Origin of the sequence: Enterobacter sp. SGAir0187, assembly GCF_002952735.2 — a bacterium.
Taxonomy (GTDB): domain Bacteria; phylum Pseudomonadota; class Gammaproteobacteria; order Enterobacterales; family Enterobacteriaceae; genus Enterobacter; species Enterobacter quasiroggenkampii.
This window is the reverse complement of the sequence record NZ_CP025034.2, coordinates 537,530-551,861: the sequence shown is the minus strand read 5'-3', so window position 1 is coordinate 551,861 and position 14,332 is coordinate 537,530. Positions and strand designations below refer to the sequence as shown.

General features: G+C 55.8%; 15 protein-coding genes and 2 tRNA genes. 5 read left to right on the top strand and 12 right to left on the bottom strand.

All coding sequences use genetic code 11. The features are described from left to right. Window position 1: 1 nt before the first annotated feature. From CWR52_RS02620 to mdtK, 3 genes are all read right to left on the bottom strand, one after another. Window positions 2–78: transfer RNA gene (locus CWR52_RS02620), tRNA-Val, on the bottom strand. Window positions 79–82: 4 nt separating this feature from the next. Then, window positions 83–159 (bottom strand) — tRNA-Val (locus tag CWR52_RS02615). 153 nt (window positions 160–312) lie between these two features. Then, complete coding sequence (gene mdtK / locus CWR52_RS02610) at window positions 313–1,686, bottom strand: MdtK family multidrug efflux MATE transporter (protein ID WP_104948764.1); 1,374 nt, start codon at window positions 1,684–1,686, stop codon at window positions 313–315. A 225-nt stretch (window positions 1,687–1,911) separates the two neighbouring features. Between mdtK and CWR52_RS02605 the strand changes: the two genes are divergently transcribed. Continuing rightward, window positions 1,912–2,553, top strand: a complete 642-nt coding sequence (locus tag CWR52_RS02605; protein ID WP_104948763.1) for a riboflavin synthase subunit alpha — start codon at window positions 1,912–1,914, stop codon at window positions 2,551–2,553. A 31-nt stretch (window positions 2,554–2,584) separates the two neighbouring features. On the opposite strand, the gene cfa is transcribed toward CWR52_RS02605, so the two are convergent. Both cfa and punC read right to left on the bottom strand, forming a co-directional pair. Next, window positions 2,585–3,733, bottom strand: a complete 1,149-nt coding sequence (gene cfa, locus CWR52_RS02600; protein ID WP_104948762.1) for a cyclopropane fatty acyl phospholipid synthase — start codon at window positions 3,731–3,733, stop codon at window positions 2,585–2,587. 298 nt (window positions 3,734–4,031) lie between these two features. Further along, window positions 4,032–5,231, bottom strand: coding sequence for a purine nucleoside transporter PunC (gene punC, locus CWR52_RS02595; RefSeq protein ID WP_104948761.1), 1,200 nt, complete (start codon window positions 5,229–5,231; stop codon window positions 4,032–4,034). Between the two features lie 114 nt (window positions 5,232–5,345). On the opposite strand from punC, the gene punR reads away from it, so the two are divergent. After that, a complete protein-coding gene (punR, locus tag CWR52_RS02590; protein ID WP_023311350.1) occupies window positions 5,346–6,257 on the top strand; it encodes a DNA-binding transcriptional activator PunR in 912 nt (303 codons plus the stop codon). Between the two features lie 17 nt (window positions 6,258–6,274). On the opposite strand, the gene purR is transcribed toward punR, so the two are convergent. Continuing rightward, window positions 6,275–7,300 carry an HTH-type transcriptional repressor PurR gene (gene purR / locus CWR52_RS02585; protein ID WP_008500597.1) on the bottom strand — a complete coding sequence of 342 codons (1,026 nt, stop codon included), beginning with the start codon at window positions 7,298–7,300 and terminating at the stop codon, window positions 6,275–6,277. A 297-nt stretch (window positions 7,301–7,597) separates the two neighbouring features. Here purR and CWR52_RS02580 point away from each other — a divergent pair, with 297 nt between their 5' ends. Both CWR52_RS02580 and CWR52_RS02575 read left to right on the top strand, forming a co-directional pair. Continuing rightward, window positions 7,598–7,687, top strand: coding sequence for a YnhF family membrane protein (locus CWR52_RS02580; protein ID WP_008500596.1), 90 nt, complete (start codon window positions 7,598–7,600; stop codon window positions 7,685–7,687). 163 nt (window positions 7,688–7,850) lie between these two features. Continuing rightward, window positions 7,851–9,017: an MFS transporter gene (locus CWR52_RS02575; RefSeq protein ID WP_104948760.1), complete on the top strand. Its 1,167-nt coding sequence runs from the start codon at window positions 7,851–7,853 to the stop codon at window positions 9,015–9,017. Window positions 9,018–9,055: 38 nt separating this feature from the next. On the opposite strand, the gene sodB is transcribed toward CWR52_RS02575, so the two are convergent. Both sodB and CWR52_RS02565 read right to left on the bottom strand, forming a co-directional pair. After that, window positions 9,056–9,637, bottom strand: coding sequence for a superoxide dismutase [Fe] (gene sodB / locus CWR52_RS02570; protein WP_023618189.1), 582 nt, complete (start codon window positions 9,635–9,637; stop codon window positions 9,056–9,058). A 122-nt stretch (window positions 9,638–9,759) separates the two neighbouring features. After that, on the bottom strand, window positions 9,760–10,533 hold the full coding sequence (locus CWR52_RS02565; protein WP_023327204.1) for a C40 family peptidase: 774 nt from the start codon (window positions 10,531–10,533) through the stop codon (window positions 9,760–9,762). Window positions 10,534–10,871: 338 nt separating this feature from the next. Here CWR52_RS02565 and grxD point away from each other — a divergent pair, with 338 nt between their 5' ends. Then, window positions 10,872–11,219 (top strand): monothiol glutaredoxin 4, encoded by a 348-nt coding sequence (gene grxD / locus CWR52_RS02560; RefSeq protein ID WP_003832760.1) that lies wholly within the window; start codon window positions 10,872–10,874, stop codon window positions 11,217–11,219. A gap of 75 nt (window positions 11,220–11,294) precedes the next feature. Here the strand turns inward: grxD and rnt are convergent, their stop codons facing one another. From rnt to CWR52_RS02540, 4 genes are all read right to left on the bottom strand, one after another. Continuing rightward, window positions 11,295–11,954 (bottom strand): ribonuclease T, encoded by a 660-nt coding sequence (gene rnt / locus CWR52_RS02555; RefSeq protein WP_023618191.1) that lies wholly within the window; start codon window positions 11,952–11,954, stop codon window positions 11,295–11,297. A gap of 95 nt (window positions 11,955–12,049) precedes the next feature. Continuing rightward, on the bottom strand, window positions 12,050–12,457 hold the full coding sequence (gene gloA / locus CWR52_RS02550) for a lactoylglutathione lyase (RefSeq protein WP_104948759.1): 408 nt from the start codon (window positions 12,455–12,457) through the stop codon (window positions 12,050–12,052). Window positions 12,458–12,557: 100 nt separating this feature from the next. Further along, on the bottom strand, window positions 12,558–13,655 hold the full coding sequence (locus CWR52_RS02545; RefSeq protein ID WP_039023853.1) for an alkene reductase: 1,098 nt from the start codon (window positions 13,653–13,655) through the stop codon (window positions 12,558–12,560). A gap of 54 nt (window positions 13,656–13,709) precedes the next feature. Next, entirely contained in the window at window positions 13,710–14,309 is a 600-nt protein-coding gene (locus tag CWR52_RS02540) for a TetR/AcrR family transcriptional regulator (RefSeq protein WP_045910326.1), read from the bottom strand. Window positions 14,310–14,332 lie beyond the last annotated feature (23 nt).

Below are 14,332 nucleotides of genomic sequence, written 5' to 3'. Positions count from 1 at the left end.
ATGGTGCGTCCGAGTGGACTCGAACCACCGACCCCCACCATGTCAAGGTGGTGCTCTAACCAACTGAGCTACGGACGCAGAATGGTGCGTTCAATTGGACTCGAACCAACGACCCCCACCATGTCAAGGTGGTGCTCTAACCAACTGAGCTATGAACGCAACGTGTTGTCGGTGACAACGGGGACGAATATTAGCGGCACAGCACCGAGGTGGCAAGAGGGAAAATGCAATTTTCTCTCTGATTTCACGCGATTGCTGTATTACCGCGCAAAGTGAAGAGAAAGTAGCCGCCGGGTGGCGGCTACTGCGTATTTAACGTGCAGCGCGTTGCAAAATGATCGTGGATGGCTGGCGCTGCAGGAAGCGCATGCGCATCATCATCATAATCGCCGCCGACGTCAGGCCGATGATAAAGCCCATCCAGAACCCCGCCGGTCCCATACGGTCCACCACCAGGTCGGTCAGGGCCAGAATATACCCACACGGCAGACCCAGCACCCAGTAGGCGATGAAGGTGATAAAGAAAATGGAGCGCGTGTCTTTATAGCCGCGCAGCACGCCGCTGCCAATCACCTGAATGGAGTCCGAAATCTGGTAAATCGCGGCCAGCAGCATCAGGTGCGATGCCAGCGCGACGACTTCCGGATTGTCGTTATAGAGCAGGGCAATCTGCTCGCGCAGCGCCACGGTAAAAAGCGCCGTGCAAATGGCCATGCAGACGCCGACGCCCAGTCCGGTCCGCGCGGCGGTTTGCGCGTCGAGCGTCGAGCCTTGCCCCAGGCGGAAGCCCACGCGGATCGTCACTGCCGCGGCCAGCGACATCGGCAGGACGAACATCAGGGAGCTGAAGTTCAGCGCAATCTGGTGCCCGGCGACGTTCACAATGCCCAGCGGGGAGACCAGCAGGGCGACCACGGCAAACAGGGTCACCTCAAAGAACAGCGCAAGGGCAATCGGCAGCCCTAGCTGCACCAGACGCGTCATGATGCTCCAGTCCGGCGTGCTGAATCTGTTCTCGTTACGAATATCGCGCATGAAGCGGGCGCGCTTCACGAAGGTAAGCATTGAGAAGAACATGACCCAGTAAACGGCTGCCGTCGCTACGCCGCAGCCGACGCCGCCCAGCTCCGGCATCCCGAAATGACCGTAAATAAAGACATAGTTAACCGGGATGTTGACCAGCAGCCCGATAAACCCCATCACCATGCCGGGCTTGGTTTTCGCCAGGCCTTCACACTGGTTACGCGCCACCTGGAAAAAGAGGTAGCCCGGCGCGCCCCAGAGCAGCGCGCGCAGATAGCCCACGGCTTTGTCCGCCAGAGCCGGGTCAATATTATGCATAGCGCGAATGATATGGCCCGCATTCCAGAGCACCACCATGATCAGCACGGAGACAAACCCTGCCAGCCAGAAACCCTGGCGAACCTGATGGGCGATGCGCTCGCGACGGCCCGAGCCATTGAGCTGAGCGATAACAGGCGTGAGCGCGAGTAGCAGACCGTGACCGAACAGGATGGCCGGAAGCCAGATTGACGTGCCGATAGCCACGGCCGCCATGTCGGTGGCGCTGTAGCCACCTGCCATTACCGTATCCACAAATCCCATTGCGGTCTGGGCCACTTGCGCGACGATCACGGGTATCGCCAGTGCCAATAACTGGCGCGCTTCATTCATGTACTTCTGCACGTGAACACCTTTATTTTGTAGTTATTTGAGAGACTAAAAAAGCCGCCGAAACGGGCAGCAAGAAGAAAATGCAGAGGGGTGCCAGCTATTGTAGCGGGCTTTAGCTATTTATCTAGTGAAAAAATCGCCAGAAAATGCGCTTCGCTGGCAACCTGTTTTTCCAACTGTTATTGTGGAGGGATTAAACGGTGTCATCACCGTTCGGAAAAAACAGGAGTTGTAAGCATGTTTACTGGTATTGTGCAGGGCATTGCCAAAGTGGTGTCCATTGATGAAAAACCTAATTTCCGTACTCATGTTGTTGAGCTGCCGGAATATATGCTTGAGGGCATCGAAACCGGCGCCTCGATTGCCCATAACGGCTGCTGCCTGACCGTGACCGAAATTAACGGCAACCAGATTAGCTTTGATTTAATGAAAGAAACGCTGCGGATCACTAATCTGGGCGAGCTGGTGGTAGGCGATACCGTCAACGTTGAGCGCGCGGCGAAGTTCAGCGATGAGATTGGCGGCCATTTGATGTCGGGGCACATCATGACCACTGCCGAAGTGGCGAAAATCGTGACCTCGGAAAATAACCGTCAAATCTGGTTTAAAATGCAGGATCCGTCATTAATGAAATACATCCTCTATAAAGGATTTATTGGCATTGACGGGATTAGCCTGACCGTGGGAGAAGTGACGCCAACGCGTTTTTGCGTGCATTTAATTCCTGAAACGCTGCAGCGCACCACGCTGGGCGCCAAAAAACTGGGGCATCGCGTGAATATCGAAATCGATCCGCAAACCCAGGCGGTGGTGGATACGGTTGAACGCGTGCTGGCAGCAAAAGAAGCCGCAATAATAAAGACCGCAGAAGAAGAATAAAAAATAACCCCGGACAGCCGGGGTTATTTTTTTAGCGTGCGACACGCAGTCCGTGTTCAATCCCCCGGCTGAATACCACCTGCCAGAGCTGAATATCCCGTGCGCGAAACGCCCCCGCGCAGGCATTCAGATAATAGCTAAACATCCGTTTGAATCGTTCTGAATAGTTGTCCGCAATCTCGGGCCAGGCTTTCTGGAAACGTTCATGCCACGCCATTAAGGTGGTGTCGTAGTCCGCGCCAAAGTTATGCCAGTCTTCCATCACGAAATGGGATTCACTGGCGTTGGCGATCTGGCGAACGGACGGTAAACAGCCATTCGGAAAGATGTATTTATTGATCCACGGGTCAACGTTATTGTCGGTCCGCTTAGAGCCGATGGTATGCAGGAGGAAGAGCCCGTCCGGTTTCAGATTACGATCCACCACCTCAAAGTAGGTATTGTAGTTTTTTGGCCCCACGTGCTCGAACATGCCGACGGAAACGATCCGATCGAACTGCTCGTTCAGGTCACGGTAGTCCTGCAGACGGATATCCACATCGAGACCCTGGCAGCGCTCTCGCGCCATTTTTTGCTGTTCCGCTGAGATCGTCACGCCGACCACGCTGACGCCATAGTGCTTCGCCATAAAATACGCCAGCCCGCCCCAGCCGCAGCCGATATCCAGCACGCGCATGCCGGGCTGTAGCTGCAGCTTTTCACTGATCAGACGCAGCTTGGCCTGCTGTGCTTCCTCAAGCGTCGACGCCTCTTTCCAGTAGGCGCAGGAGTATTGCATGAAAGGGTCCAGCATGCGGCTGAACAGGTCATTGCCGAGATCGTAATGCTCTTTGCCGACGATCCATGCGCGTTTTTTACTTTGCAAGTTAAACAGTCGGGCAGAGGCGACACGCAGGGTGTCTTTCAGATTGCGGGGGAGTTGATTTTCCAGACCGGCACGCAACACGCTGGCAAAAAAGATATCCAGCCGTTCACATTCCCACCAGCCGTCCATATAGCTTTCTCCCAGGCCTAACGATCCCTCCCGCAACACGCGTTTAAAAAAGTCGGGATGTTTAACCTGGGGATCGGATGGCGAAGATCCGTTGATAGTGATGCCTGCTCGACCTAACAGTTCACTGACGATCCGGGACCAGTTGTCGTCCGGAACGCTGACTTCTTCTATACACGATGAACTCATAGCTTCTCCATCACCCTGATGTGATCAGAACCTTCAAACAGCGTAGACGCTTTTTTTGGTTTGTGAGAAATCTCACGGTAAATACCGCGAGGCTAGTATCCGACGTAGAACAGAGGAAGGGAGATAACCCTTGCCGAAATGCCTTCCATGGTAAAACGGGAGCACTCCGGCTCCCGTTAATACTTAATATTTATCGTATTTAATCGAACCAAATTTAGTATAGGCCTCAAAATTTGGTGATTCAATAGAAAATTGTTAGCAACCTAATCACTGAAATGTAACATGATTTCTGGCGCAATCAGGCATGCGAGGTTTCCACCTGCGCACCGCTATCCTGCTCACGCTGCGCGGACGCCTGCATGCGGTAACCCAATACTGCCAGCGCAACGGTGACCAGCATCACGCTGGTGGTGGTTAACAGCGGCGTGGCAATCAGCGCCGAGACCACCAGGCTTGCCAGGAAGCACAGACCCAGCTGCAGGGTATTTTGCAGCGCGGCGGCGCGGCCAGTCGCCTGCGGGAACGGACGTAACGCTTGTGCCACCACGATCGGGTAAATCGCCCCGTTCGCCACGGCCATTACGCAGAAGGGAATCAAAATTTCAGCCAGGCCCGCGCCCGGAATAAACCCGACGGCCCAGGTACCGATCACGCTCAGCGCATAGAGTACCAGCAGCCATGGCAGCATCTGCTGGCCTTCCCATTTTTGCAGCGCCGCGCGGCAGCCGTACCCGCCCACCAGGAACGCGATGGTCTGCGGAACATAGCTCAGACCGATGGCCGCCGGGCTGTAGCCCATATCGTGCAGAATAAACGGCGAGCCGGTGAGCCATGCGAAGAAGCTGGCCGAACAGGCGGCATAAATCAGGACATTCCCGCGATACGCCCTGGCGCTCAGCAGGGAGGTGAAGGTAATCGGCTTCGCCTCGGCATGCGCCTCTTTTTTATGCGCGGGTTTAAGGGCAAACGCCGGCAGCATCAGCACCAGCGTGATGGCAAACAGCGTGGCAAAAATGGCCTGCCAGTCAAAGTGCGCGAGGATCCAGCTGCCCAGCAGCGGAGCCAGGGCAGGGGAAAGACCCACCAGCGGCATAATAGTGGCGAAAATACGGTTTGTGCGGTTAGCCGGATAGTAGTCGGTGACCAGCGCCTGCCAGGTCACCGCCGCAGCACAGACGCCCACGGCCTGAATAAAGCGCAGCACCAGCAGCCAGGTAGCATCGCGCACCCACAGCATCCCCAGGCAGCCCACCGCAAAAATGGCCAGACCCAGCAGCAGTACCGGTTTACGGCCAAAGCGATCCGAGAGCGGACCCCACAGGAGCTGCGCGAAAGCAAAACCGGCAAGGAACAGGCTCAGGCTGGCGCTGATGGCCGCCGCAGGGGTTTGCAGGTCTTCCTGCATCGCGGCAAACGCGGGCAGGTACATGTCGGTGGCCAAAAAACCCAGCACGCTTAAGCCGCCGAGCCAGACTAAAAATCCTTTCCTGGGTTGCATTCTCTTATTCTCCTGAGGAGGCAGGTGTACGTTGGCGCAGAGTGTAGGGAGTGCAAAGCCGCTTGTGAAACGCTAATATTTGGCGGGTGCATTCAAATTTTTTGCAGGCAGAAAATGTGGTCAGATTATTCTCTTGAAGTGGTCGATGCTGTTGCACGTAACGGCAGCTTTAGCGGTGCAGCGCAGGAGCTGCACCGCGTCCCTTCGGCCATCAGCTACACGGTGCGTCAGCTGGAGGAGTGGCTGGCGGTTCCGCTGTTTGAGCGGCGCCATCGTGATGTGGAATTAACGCCCGCAGGGGCGTGGTTTTTGAAGGAAGGGCGTTCTGTTATCAAAAAAATGCAGATCACCCGCGAACAGTGTCAGCAGATCGCTAACGGCTGGCGGGGACATCTTTCCATCGCGGTGGATAACATCGTTAAGCCAGAACGTACCCGGCAGATGATCGTCGACTTCTATCGTCATTTTTCAGATGTCGAGCTGCGGGTCTCGCAGGAGGTGTTCAACGGCGTCTGGGATGCGCTGGCGGACGGCAGGGCAGAGATGGCAATCGGGGCCACGCAGGCGATCCCGGTCGGGGGACGTTACGCCTTTCGCGATATGGGCATGCTGAGCTGGAAGTGCGTGGTGGCAAGCGATCATCCCCTGGCGGCGATGGAGGGGCCGCTCAGCGACGATACGCTACGCAACTGGCCGTCGCTGGTGCTGGAGGATACGTCCCGTTCACTGCCCAAGCGTATCACCTGGCTTCTGGACAACCAGCGGCGAGTGGTGGCCCCTGACTGGGAATCGTCGGCAACGTGCCTCAGCGCCGGGCTGTGCGTCGCGATGGTGCCCGTTCATTTTGCGCGTCCGCGCATCGATACCGGAGAATGGGTTGAACTGACGCTGGAGAATCCGTTCCCGGACGCGGCCTGCTGCCTGACCTGGCAACAAAATGATGTCTCGCCCGCCATGGCCTGGCTGCTGGATTATCTGGGAGACAGTGAAACGCTGAACCGGGAATGGTTACGGGAGCCAGCGTAGCTGGCCCCTTCAAGGGATTAACGACGGTAGTCGCGGAACGGACCATCCGCAACGGAACGGCGTTCAATCAGGCGCGGGTGAACTTCAATGGACTGCGACTCTTCGCGTTTGTTGACGATTCTGTCCAACAACATATTGAAGGCCGTTTCGCCCAGCGAATCTTTTGGCTGGTGAATGGTTGTCAGCGCCGGGGTGAAGAAGCGCGCGTTACGCACGTTGTCATACCCGATCACGGAAATATCCTGCGGTACGCGCAGACCCAGCTCATCGGCGGCGCAGAGCGCACCCATGGCCATGATGTCACCCCCGCAGAAAACGGCGGTCGGGCGGTGCGGCTGGGAAACGATCTGCTGCATTGCGCGATAGCCTGATTCCGGCTCAAAGTCGCCCTGTACGATCCAGTTTTCCGGCACGGTGATCAGCGCTTCTTCCATCGCTTTCATAAAACCGGCCAGACGGCCCGCGCCGGTGTTACGCTCCAGCGGGCCCGGGATCACGCCAATCTCGCGGTGACCGCGTTCGATCAGATAACGGCCCGCCATGTAACCGCCTTCAAAGGCGTTGTCGATAACGGAGTCGGTGAAGTCCGCGCGCGCTTCACCCCAGTCCATGACCACCATGGGGATATGGCGATACTCTTCCAGCATCGACAGCACGGATTCCGGGTACTCGGAACACATCACCAGCAGGCCATCCACGCGCTTCTGCGCCATCATCGACAGGTAGGCGCGCTGTTTTTCTATGCTGTTCCATGCGTTGCCCAGAATCAGGGTATAGCCTTTCTGGAAGCAGTTCTTCTCTACCGCTTCAATGATCTCGGCAAAATAGGCCGCTTCACTGCTGGTGGCCAGCAATCCAATGGATTTGGTGTGATTAACCTTGAGGCTGCGCGCAACCGCACTTGGCGAATAGTGCAGCTCTTTGATCGCTGCCCAGACGGCGTTGCGCGTCTCTTCCGCCACAAAGCGGGTTTTGTTAATTACATGTGATACGGTTGTAGTGGAAACGTTTGCGCGTTTTGCTACGTCTTTAATTGTTGCCATTAAATGTCACTCCAGACCATATCCTAAACTCCTGAAAAACTTGAAGGTAAACGTTTGCCTTGTCTCACCCTTATCACGCAATCTTGAATCGCGGCACGCCGGGAAAACGACACGGGACGTCAGGAGGGGGTCAATGGCCGGTACGCTAATAAATTTAGCGTGGAATTTTGTCCTATCTTGATGAAAAGGGGAAGAGGTAAAGTGTTTATCAGCCTAAATCCAGGAAGATTTTTGACGTAAATTATGCAAAAATGAGCAGGCTCACTTTTCGTGGGGGGATTAAAAGGAGAAAAATTGATGAGTTCCGATCTGAAGTTTTCGCTGTTCACCACCGTTGTTGTGCTGGCTCTGATTGTCGCTGCGGGTCTGACGGCCGCGCTGCACTGATTTACGTGGAGGGAGAGCCTTCTCCCTCCCGCTCACCACGATTGTTACTCCCGTGGCAAAAATCTTTTGCCATTTTGTTAACTTCTCATTTTTTGTGATTGATGTCATGCTTTCCGCTTCTTTGTTCTGTGTCACCACATGACACGGCATCCGGAGTTGACGCATGAAAATCAATTTTCCCCTGCTGGCCCTGGCGATTGGCGCTTTTGGGATTGGCACCACTGAATTCTCCCCGATGGGGTTACTGCCCGTCATCGCCCGCGGCGTGGACGTCTCGATTCCTGCGGCAGGCATGTTAATCAGCGCCTACGCTATCGGCGTAATGGTCGGAGCGCCGCTGATGACGCTTCTCCTTTCGCACCGCGCGCGCCGCAATGCGCTGATTTTCCTGATGGCGATTTTCACCCTCGGCAACGTGCTTTCGGCCATTTCGCCGGACTACACCACGCTGATGCTGTCGCGTATTCTGACAAGCCTCAACCACGGCGCGTTCTTTGGGCTGGGGTCGGTCGTGGCGGCAAGCGTGGTGCCAAAACATAAGCAGGCGAGCGCCGTGGCCACCATGTTTATGGGGCTGACCATCGCTAACATCGGCGGTGTTCCTGCGGCAACCTGGCTGGGCGAGGTCATTGGCTGGAGGATGTCCTTCCTGGCAACGGCCGGGCTGGGCGTGGTCGCGATGATGGCGTTGTTCTTCTCCCTGCCAAAAGGCAGCGCGGGTGAACGTCCTGACGTGCGCAGAGAGCTGTCGGTGCTGGTGCGCCCGCAGGTGCTCTCTGCGCTGCTTACTACCGTGCTGGGGGCAGGGGCAATGTTTACCCTCTACACCTATATTTCACCTGTGCTGCATGACATCACCCACGCAACGCCTCTCTTTGTGACCGCGATGCTGGTGCTGATTGGCGTGGGCTTCTCGATTGGCAACTATCTCGGTGGGAAATTTGCTGACCGTTCGGTGAGCGGAACGCTGAAGGGCTTCTTAACCCTGCTGATTGTTATCATGATCGCCATTCCGTGGCTGGCGCGTAACGAGTTTGGCGCCGCGATCGCGATGGTCGTCTGGGGAGCCGCCACCTTTGCCGTGGTGCCGCCCCTGCAGATGCGCGTGATGCGCGTCGCGCATGAAGCGCCGGGCCTCTCATCCTCGGTCAATATTGGTGCCTTTAACCTGGGCAATGCGCTCGGTGCGGCGGCCGGTGGGGCCGTGATTTCTGGTGGGCTGGGGTACAGTTTTGTGCCGGTGATGGGGGCGATTATTGCCGCGCTCGGCCTGCTGCTGGTGATGATGTCGGGTCGTAAACAGCCAGAAGCAGCCTGCGCTGCGGAATAAACCAAAAACGCAGAAGGGCGAACCCTTCTGCGTGTCTCTTACGCGGCGAAGTTCTTCGCCACAAAGTCCCAGTTAACCAGTGCCCAGAAGTGCTCCAGGTAGTTAGGGCGCGCGTTACGGTAATCGATGTAGTAAGCGTGTTCCCATACGTCCACGGTCATCAGCGGCTTAGCGCTGGTGGTCAGCGGGGTGCCCGCGTTAGAGGTGGACACGATAGCCAGTTTGCCATCCGCCTCTTTGACCAGCCATGTCCAGCCTGAACCGAAGTTCTTGATGGCGGCATCGGTGAACTTCGCTTTGAATTCCGCGAAGCTGCCAAAGGCGGCGTTAATGGCGGTAGCCAGTTCACCGGCAGGTTCGCCACCGGCGTTTGGCGCCAGGCAGTGCCAGTAGAAGGTGTGGTTCCACACCTGAGCGGCGTTGTTGAATACACCACCCTCAGAACTACGGACGATCTCTTCCAGCGTTTTGCCTTCAAAATCGGTGCCCTTGATCAGGTTGTTCAGGTTGGTGACGTACGTCTGGTGATGCTTGCCGTAGTGATATTCCAGGGTTTCCGCAGAAATGTGCGGGGCCAGGGCGTCTTTTGCATACGGTAGTGCAGGTAATTCGAACGACATTGCTTCTCTCCTTATTGTATTTTGTGTTGTCAATAACCACACAGACAACAAGGACAGGATAGCAAATTGAAAGGGTATGCAAAAGAGGAACTTACCCTGCCACGGGGGTGGCAGGGCAGGGGTTAGCGAATGGTTTTTGGCGTCATCACGCGACGCGCGCCGACGTAATGGCGTACCCAGTAGTCTTCACTGAGAGAGGTGATCTGAATATCCTGGCCGCTACGCGGTGACTGGATGAATTTTCCGTTGCCGACATAGACGCCAACGTGATCAGCGGTCCCGCGGCCCTGCGTGCGGAAGAAGACCAGATCGCCGTTCTCCAGCTCTCCACGGTTGACCGGGGACGCGTCGCGCAGGTGGTACATTTCGTTGGCGGTGCGCGGAATGCGGAACTTGACCAGATCCTTATAGGCGTAATAGACGAGGCCGCTGCAGTCAAAACCGGTACGCGGCGAAGTCCCGCCCCAGTGATAAGGTTTGCCAATCTGCCCCATCAGCTTGTTCATTGCGGTTTTTTGCGCTTTCTGGACGCGTACTTTATGCACTTCCGCTATTTTGGTGACCTTCGTGCATTTCGCCTTATGGCCTTTACGCGCGATGCATTTTTCAGTCACGAGGTTAGCGGCGGTTTGCGAAGCTTTACTTTTGGCGGTGTGGGCAGTGCGGGAAGATGTGGTTTTCGTCTTGCTGGAAGCGGTTTTTTTTGTCTGTGTGTTTGTCTTTTTCTTGTCGTTCTTAGCGGTGGTTTTTTTCTTACGTTCTGTGGCTTTCACCAGATGGTTTTTTTGTACAGCAGAATGCCGCGCCTGCTGAGAGGCGTTTGCCACTGGCGTGAAAGTGAGTGAAGTAAACAGTAAAGCACAGAGCGTGATCGAGATTTTATTTATCCGCGCCACTGGGCAGTCCCCTGATAAATGCAGGTCATCAATAATACCCGCGTGTGATTTACAAAGCCCGTCGATTCTAATCCATAAAAAGCCAGAAAGTTAATAGCATTTTTCAATCTCCAATCCTGTTTCGTTAGCAAGTGCAAAAAAATTCATCGTTCTGTCGTACATTTGCCCATTCCCTAAGCAAAACCCTGGCCGCCGCAGGGGTAAACACCATTTGCAATGCAACTTTTCGTGACTCGGAGTAGAATGTCTATACGTGACAAAAATGTTATTTTCCGATGCCAGTCTGAACCGCTACAATGTCAGACGAATGCCGTAACAGAAGTTAAAGGAAGCAAGACATGAGCACCACTATTGAAAAAATCCAGCGCCAGATCGCTGAAAACCCGATTCTGCTGTATATGAAAGGTTCTCCAAAGCTGCCAAGCTGCGGCTTCTCCGCGCAAGCGGTTCAGGCGCTGTCTGCCTGTGGTGAGCGTTTTGCTTACGTTGATATCCTGCAGAACCCGGACATCCGCGCTGAGCTGCCGAAGTACGCGAACTGGCCGACGTTCCCACAGCTGTGGGTTGACGGCGAACTGGTTGGCGGCTGCGATATCCTGATTGAAATGTATCAGCGCGGCGAACTGCAGCAGCTGATCAAAGAAACCGCGGCGAAGTACAAAACGGAAGAGCCGGACGCAGAGTAATTTTCTGCGGAAATAAAAAAGCGACCTGCTATGTGGTCGCTTTTTTTTTGTCGGGTGGCGCTGCGCTTACCCGACCTACGATTGGCGCTCGGCCTCATCACCCATCGGCAGCGGCCAGCCGCCCAGACGCTTCCAGCGGTTGACGATCTCACAGAACAGCTCTGCGGTACGCTCCGTGTCATACAGCGCGGAGTGCGCCTGCGTGCCGTCGAACGGTATGCCAGCCGTAATACAGGCCTTTGATAACACCGTTTGTCCCAGCGCCAGGCCGCTCAGCGCGGCGGTGTCGAAGGTGACAAAAGGGTGGAAGGGATTGCGTTTGAGCGACGCGCGCTCCGCGGCAGCCATGGTAAAGCTGTGATCGAAGGTGGCGTTATGGGCCACCATAATGGCGCGGCTGCAGTTGCTCTCTTTCATGCCTTTACGCACCATTTTAAAAATGGCGTGCAGCGCGTCATATTCACTGACGGCACCGCGCAGCGGGTTATGCGGATCGATACCGTTAAACGCCAGCGCTTCCGGCTGTAAATTTGCCCCTTCGAAAGGTTCAACGTGGAAATGCAGCGTGGTGTCCGGTGTAAGCCAGCCCTGTTCATCCATCTTCAGCGTGATGGCGGCAATTTCGAGCAGCGCATCGGTTTTAGCGTTAAATCCGGCTGTTTCTACATCAATGACAACGGGATAAAAACCACGAAAACGGTCGCACAGACCGCTAAATTGAGCGTTATCGGACATCAGGGTCTCTTACATGGGGAAAAAGCAGAGCGCATTATGGCAAATTTTGCGGGGTGATGCAGTAAAACTACGGGCGCACGTTGCGCCCTGAGGGATCAGTTGCCCAGACCGCGACCGGCGTCTTTGGCTTCAATCAGCTCGATTTTGTAACCGTCCGGATCTTCCACAAACGCAATCACGGTGGTGCCGCCTTTTACCGGGCCCGCTTCGCGGGTGACGTTACCGCCATTTTTGCGAATGCGTTCGCACGCGTCGGCTGCGTTGTCTACTTCCAGCGCGATATGGCCGTAGGCCGTGCCCAGCTCATAGCTGTCAACGTCCCAGTTGTAGGTCAGCTCGATTACCGCTTCATCCGTTTCCGGGCCGTAACCCACGAACGCCAGCGAGTATTTGTATTCCGGGTTTTCGCTGGTGCGCAGCAGCTTCATGCCCAGGACGTTAGTGTAGAAATCGATTGAACGTTGCAGGTCGCCAACGCGCAGCATGGTGTGAAGTAGGCGCATAATTTCCTCATTAACCAATGGAATAAAAAAGCTTTTTGAACAGAAACGATGTTTTAGTATAGCGGCGAACTGTCGCCGCTATCAATGTACAATGGCGAGATTACAGTGAAGGGTAGTCGGTGTAGCCTTCCGCGCCGCCGCCGTAGAAGCTTTCCGGACGCTGCGGATTGAGCGCCGCTTTTTTCTGCAGACGAGCAACCAGATCCGGGTTGGCGATGTAGTCGCGGCCAAACGCGACGGCATCGATCAGCCCTTTATTAATCAGATCTTCGGCTTTTTCAGGCGTATAGGCACCTGCTCCGATGATCACCCCGTGGAAGCGCTCGCGCACTTTCTGGCGGAACGCTTCAGTGTAAGGCTTACCGCCGGCCCAGTCAGGCTCGGACATGTGCAGATAGGCAATACCGCGTTTGGCCAACTCTTCAATCAGATAGAGCGCATCCGCTTCCTCGTTCGGGCCGTTGTCGACGTTCTGGAAAGACCCGATTGGGGAGACGCGGATCCCGATACGGTCCGGGCTCCACTCCTTGCATACCGCATCCACCACTTCCAGCACCAGACGGGCGCGGTTTTCGACGCTGCCGCCGTACTGGTCGGTGCGGTGGTTAGACGACGGTGACAGGAACTGGTGCAGCAGATAGCCATGCGCGGAGTGCAGCTCAATCAGGTCAAAACCGGCTTCACGGGCGTTGGCCACGGCCTGACGGAAGTCGTTAACAATCCCCGGGATTTCGTCCAGCTCCAGCGCACGCGGCATAGAGGTATCCACGCGGATCGCATTGCCGTTTTCATCGCGAAGGGAAGTACGGGTATTGGCGCTCAGGGCCGACGCAGAGACCGGTGCCTGACCGCCAGGCTGGATGCTGCTGTGTGAGATACGACCGGTATGCCACAGCTGGACCGCAATACGACCCTCTTCAGCGTGAACGCCCGCGGTGATTTTCTGCCATGCCGCGATCTGTTCCGGGCTGTGAAGGCCCGGCGCACCGGCGTAACCTTTCGCCTGAGCAGAGATCTGGGTGGCTTCGGTGATGATCAGGCCAGAGCTTGCGCGTTGGCGATAGTATTCGCCCATCAGCGGGGTTGGGATGTCACCCGGCTCAATGCTGCGCAGACGGGTCAGCGGAGCCATGAACACGCGGTTTGGCGCCGTGACGGCACCCACTTTCAATGGGGTAAACAGTTTTTCAGCTGACATAAAGACTCCTGAGTAGACCAGTCGACTAGTAATAAGGTAAATAAAAAACGCCCGTTATACGCCAGGCGCAGTAATGCTGTTTTTCACATGTGCCAGCGCGCTTTCCAGCGGCACGGCACTGCGCGAAATTTTTGCCTGCAGGTTGGCCCCTAACCAGAGGGAATAGAGCACTTGAGACTGCATTAAGGGGTCGCCGGAAAAGGCCAGCGTTTTTTCGTCGCGGCCTTTTTCCAGCGCCTGGGCCAGCAGGGCGATCACGCCGCGGGCACCCTTATCCATCGCCGAGCGCATGTCTTCGGAAAGATCGCACACTTCGGCAGACAGCTTGACCGTCAGGCATCCGCTGATAATGCCCTGCTGACAGAACTGGTTCAGCGTTTCCTGATAGTAGTTCAGAACACGATCCCGATAGTTTCCTTCACCGGACGCAAAGTGGGTGGCCAGACGCTGGTGGTAGCCCGCGTAATGACGCTCCAGCATTGCCACGCCAAAGGCCTCTTTGGACCGGAAGTAGTGATAAAACGACCCCTTCGGTACCTCAGCGGTTTTTAATAACTCGCTCAACCCCATACCGGTAAACCCGCGATGCATGCACAGACGCTCGCCGGTTGCCAGGAGATGTTCGCGGGTATCGTGTTCAGTATTTCTGCTCATGGCCGCACTCTAATAGACCGTTC

Excerpts from the sequence above, each read along its gene's own strand:
- punR (WP_023311350.1), top strand. The coding sequence starts at position 5,346 with ATGTGGTCAGATTATTCTCTTGAAGTGGTCGATGCTGTTGCACGTAAC.
- purR (WP_008500597.1), bottom strand. The coding sequence starts at position 7,300 with ATGGCAACAATTAAAGACGTAGCAAAACGCGCAAACGTTTCCACTACA.
- gloA (WP_104948759.1), bottom strand. The coding sequence starts at position 12,457 with ATGCGCCTACTTCACACCATGCTGCGCGTTGGCGACCTGCAACGTTCA.
- CWR52_RS02580 (WP_008500596.1), top strand. The coding sequence starts at position 7,598 with ATGAGTTCCGATCTGAAGTTTTCGCTGTTCACCACCGTTGTTGTGCTG.
- cfa (WP_104948762.1), bottom strand. The coding sequence starts at position 3,733 with ATGAGTTCATCGTGTATAGAAGAAGTCAGCGTTCCGGACGACAACTGG.
- punC (WP_104948761.1), bottom strand. The coding sequence starts at position 5,231 with ATGCAACCCAGGAAAGGATTTTTAGTCTGGCTCGGCGGCTTAAGCGTG.
- grxD (WP_003832760.1), top strand. The coding sequence starts at position 10,872 with ATGAGCACCACTATTGAAAAAATCCAGCGCCAGATCGCTGAAAACCCG.
- CWR52_RS02575 (WP_104948760.1), top strand. The coding sequence starts at position 7,851 with ATGAAAATCAATTTTCCCCTGCTGGCCCTGGCGATTGGCGCTTTTGGG.
- CWR52_RS02545 (WP_039023853.1), bottom strand. The coding sequence starts at position 13,655 with ATGTCAGCTGAAAAACTGTTTACCCCATTGAAAGTGGGTGCCGTCACG.
- sodB (WP_023618189.1), bottom strand. The coding sequence starts at position 9,637 with ATGTCGTTCGAATTACCTGCACTACCGTATGCAAAAGACGCCCTGGCC.
- CWR52_RS02605 (WP_104948763.1), top strand. The coding sequence starts at position 1,912 with ATGTTTACTGGTATTGTGCAGGGCATTGCCAAAGTGGTGTCCATTGAT.
- CWR52_RS02540 (WP_045910326.1), bottom strand. The coding sequence starts at position 14,309 with ATGAGCAGAAATACTGAACACGATACCCGCGAACATCTCCTGGCAACC.
- rnt (WP_023618191.1), bottom strand. The coding sequence starts at position 11,954 with ATGTCCGATAACGCTCAATTTAGCGGTCTGTGCGACCGTTTTCGTGGT.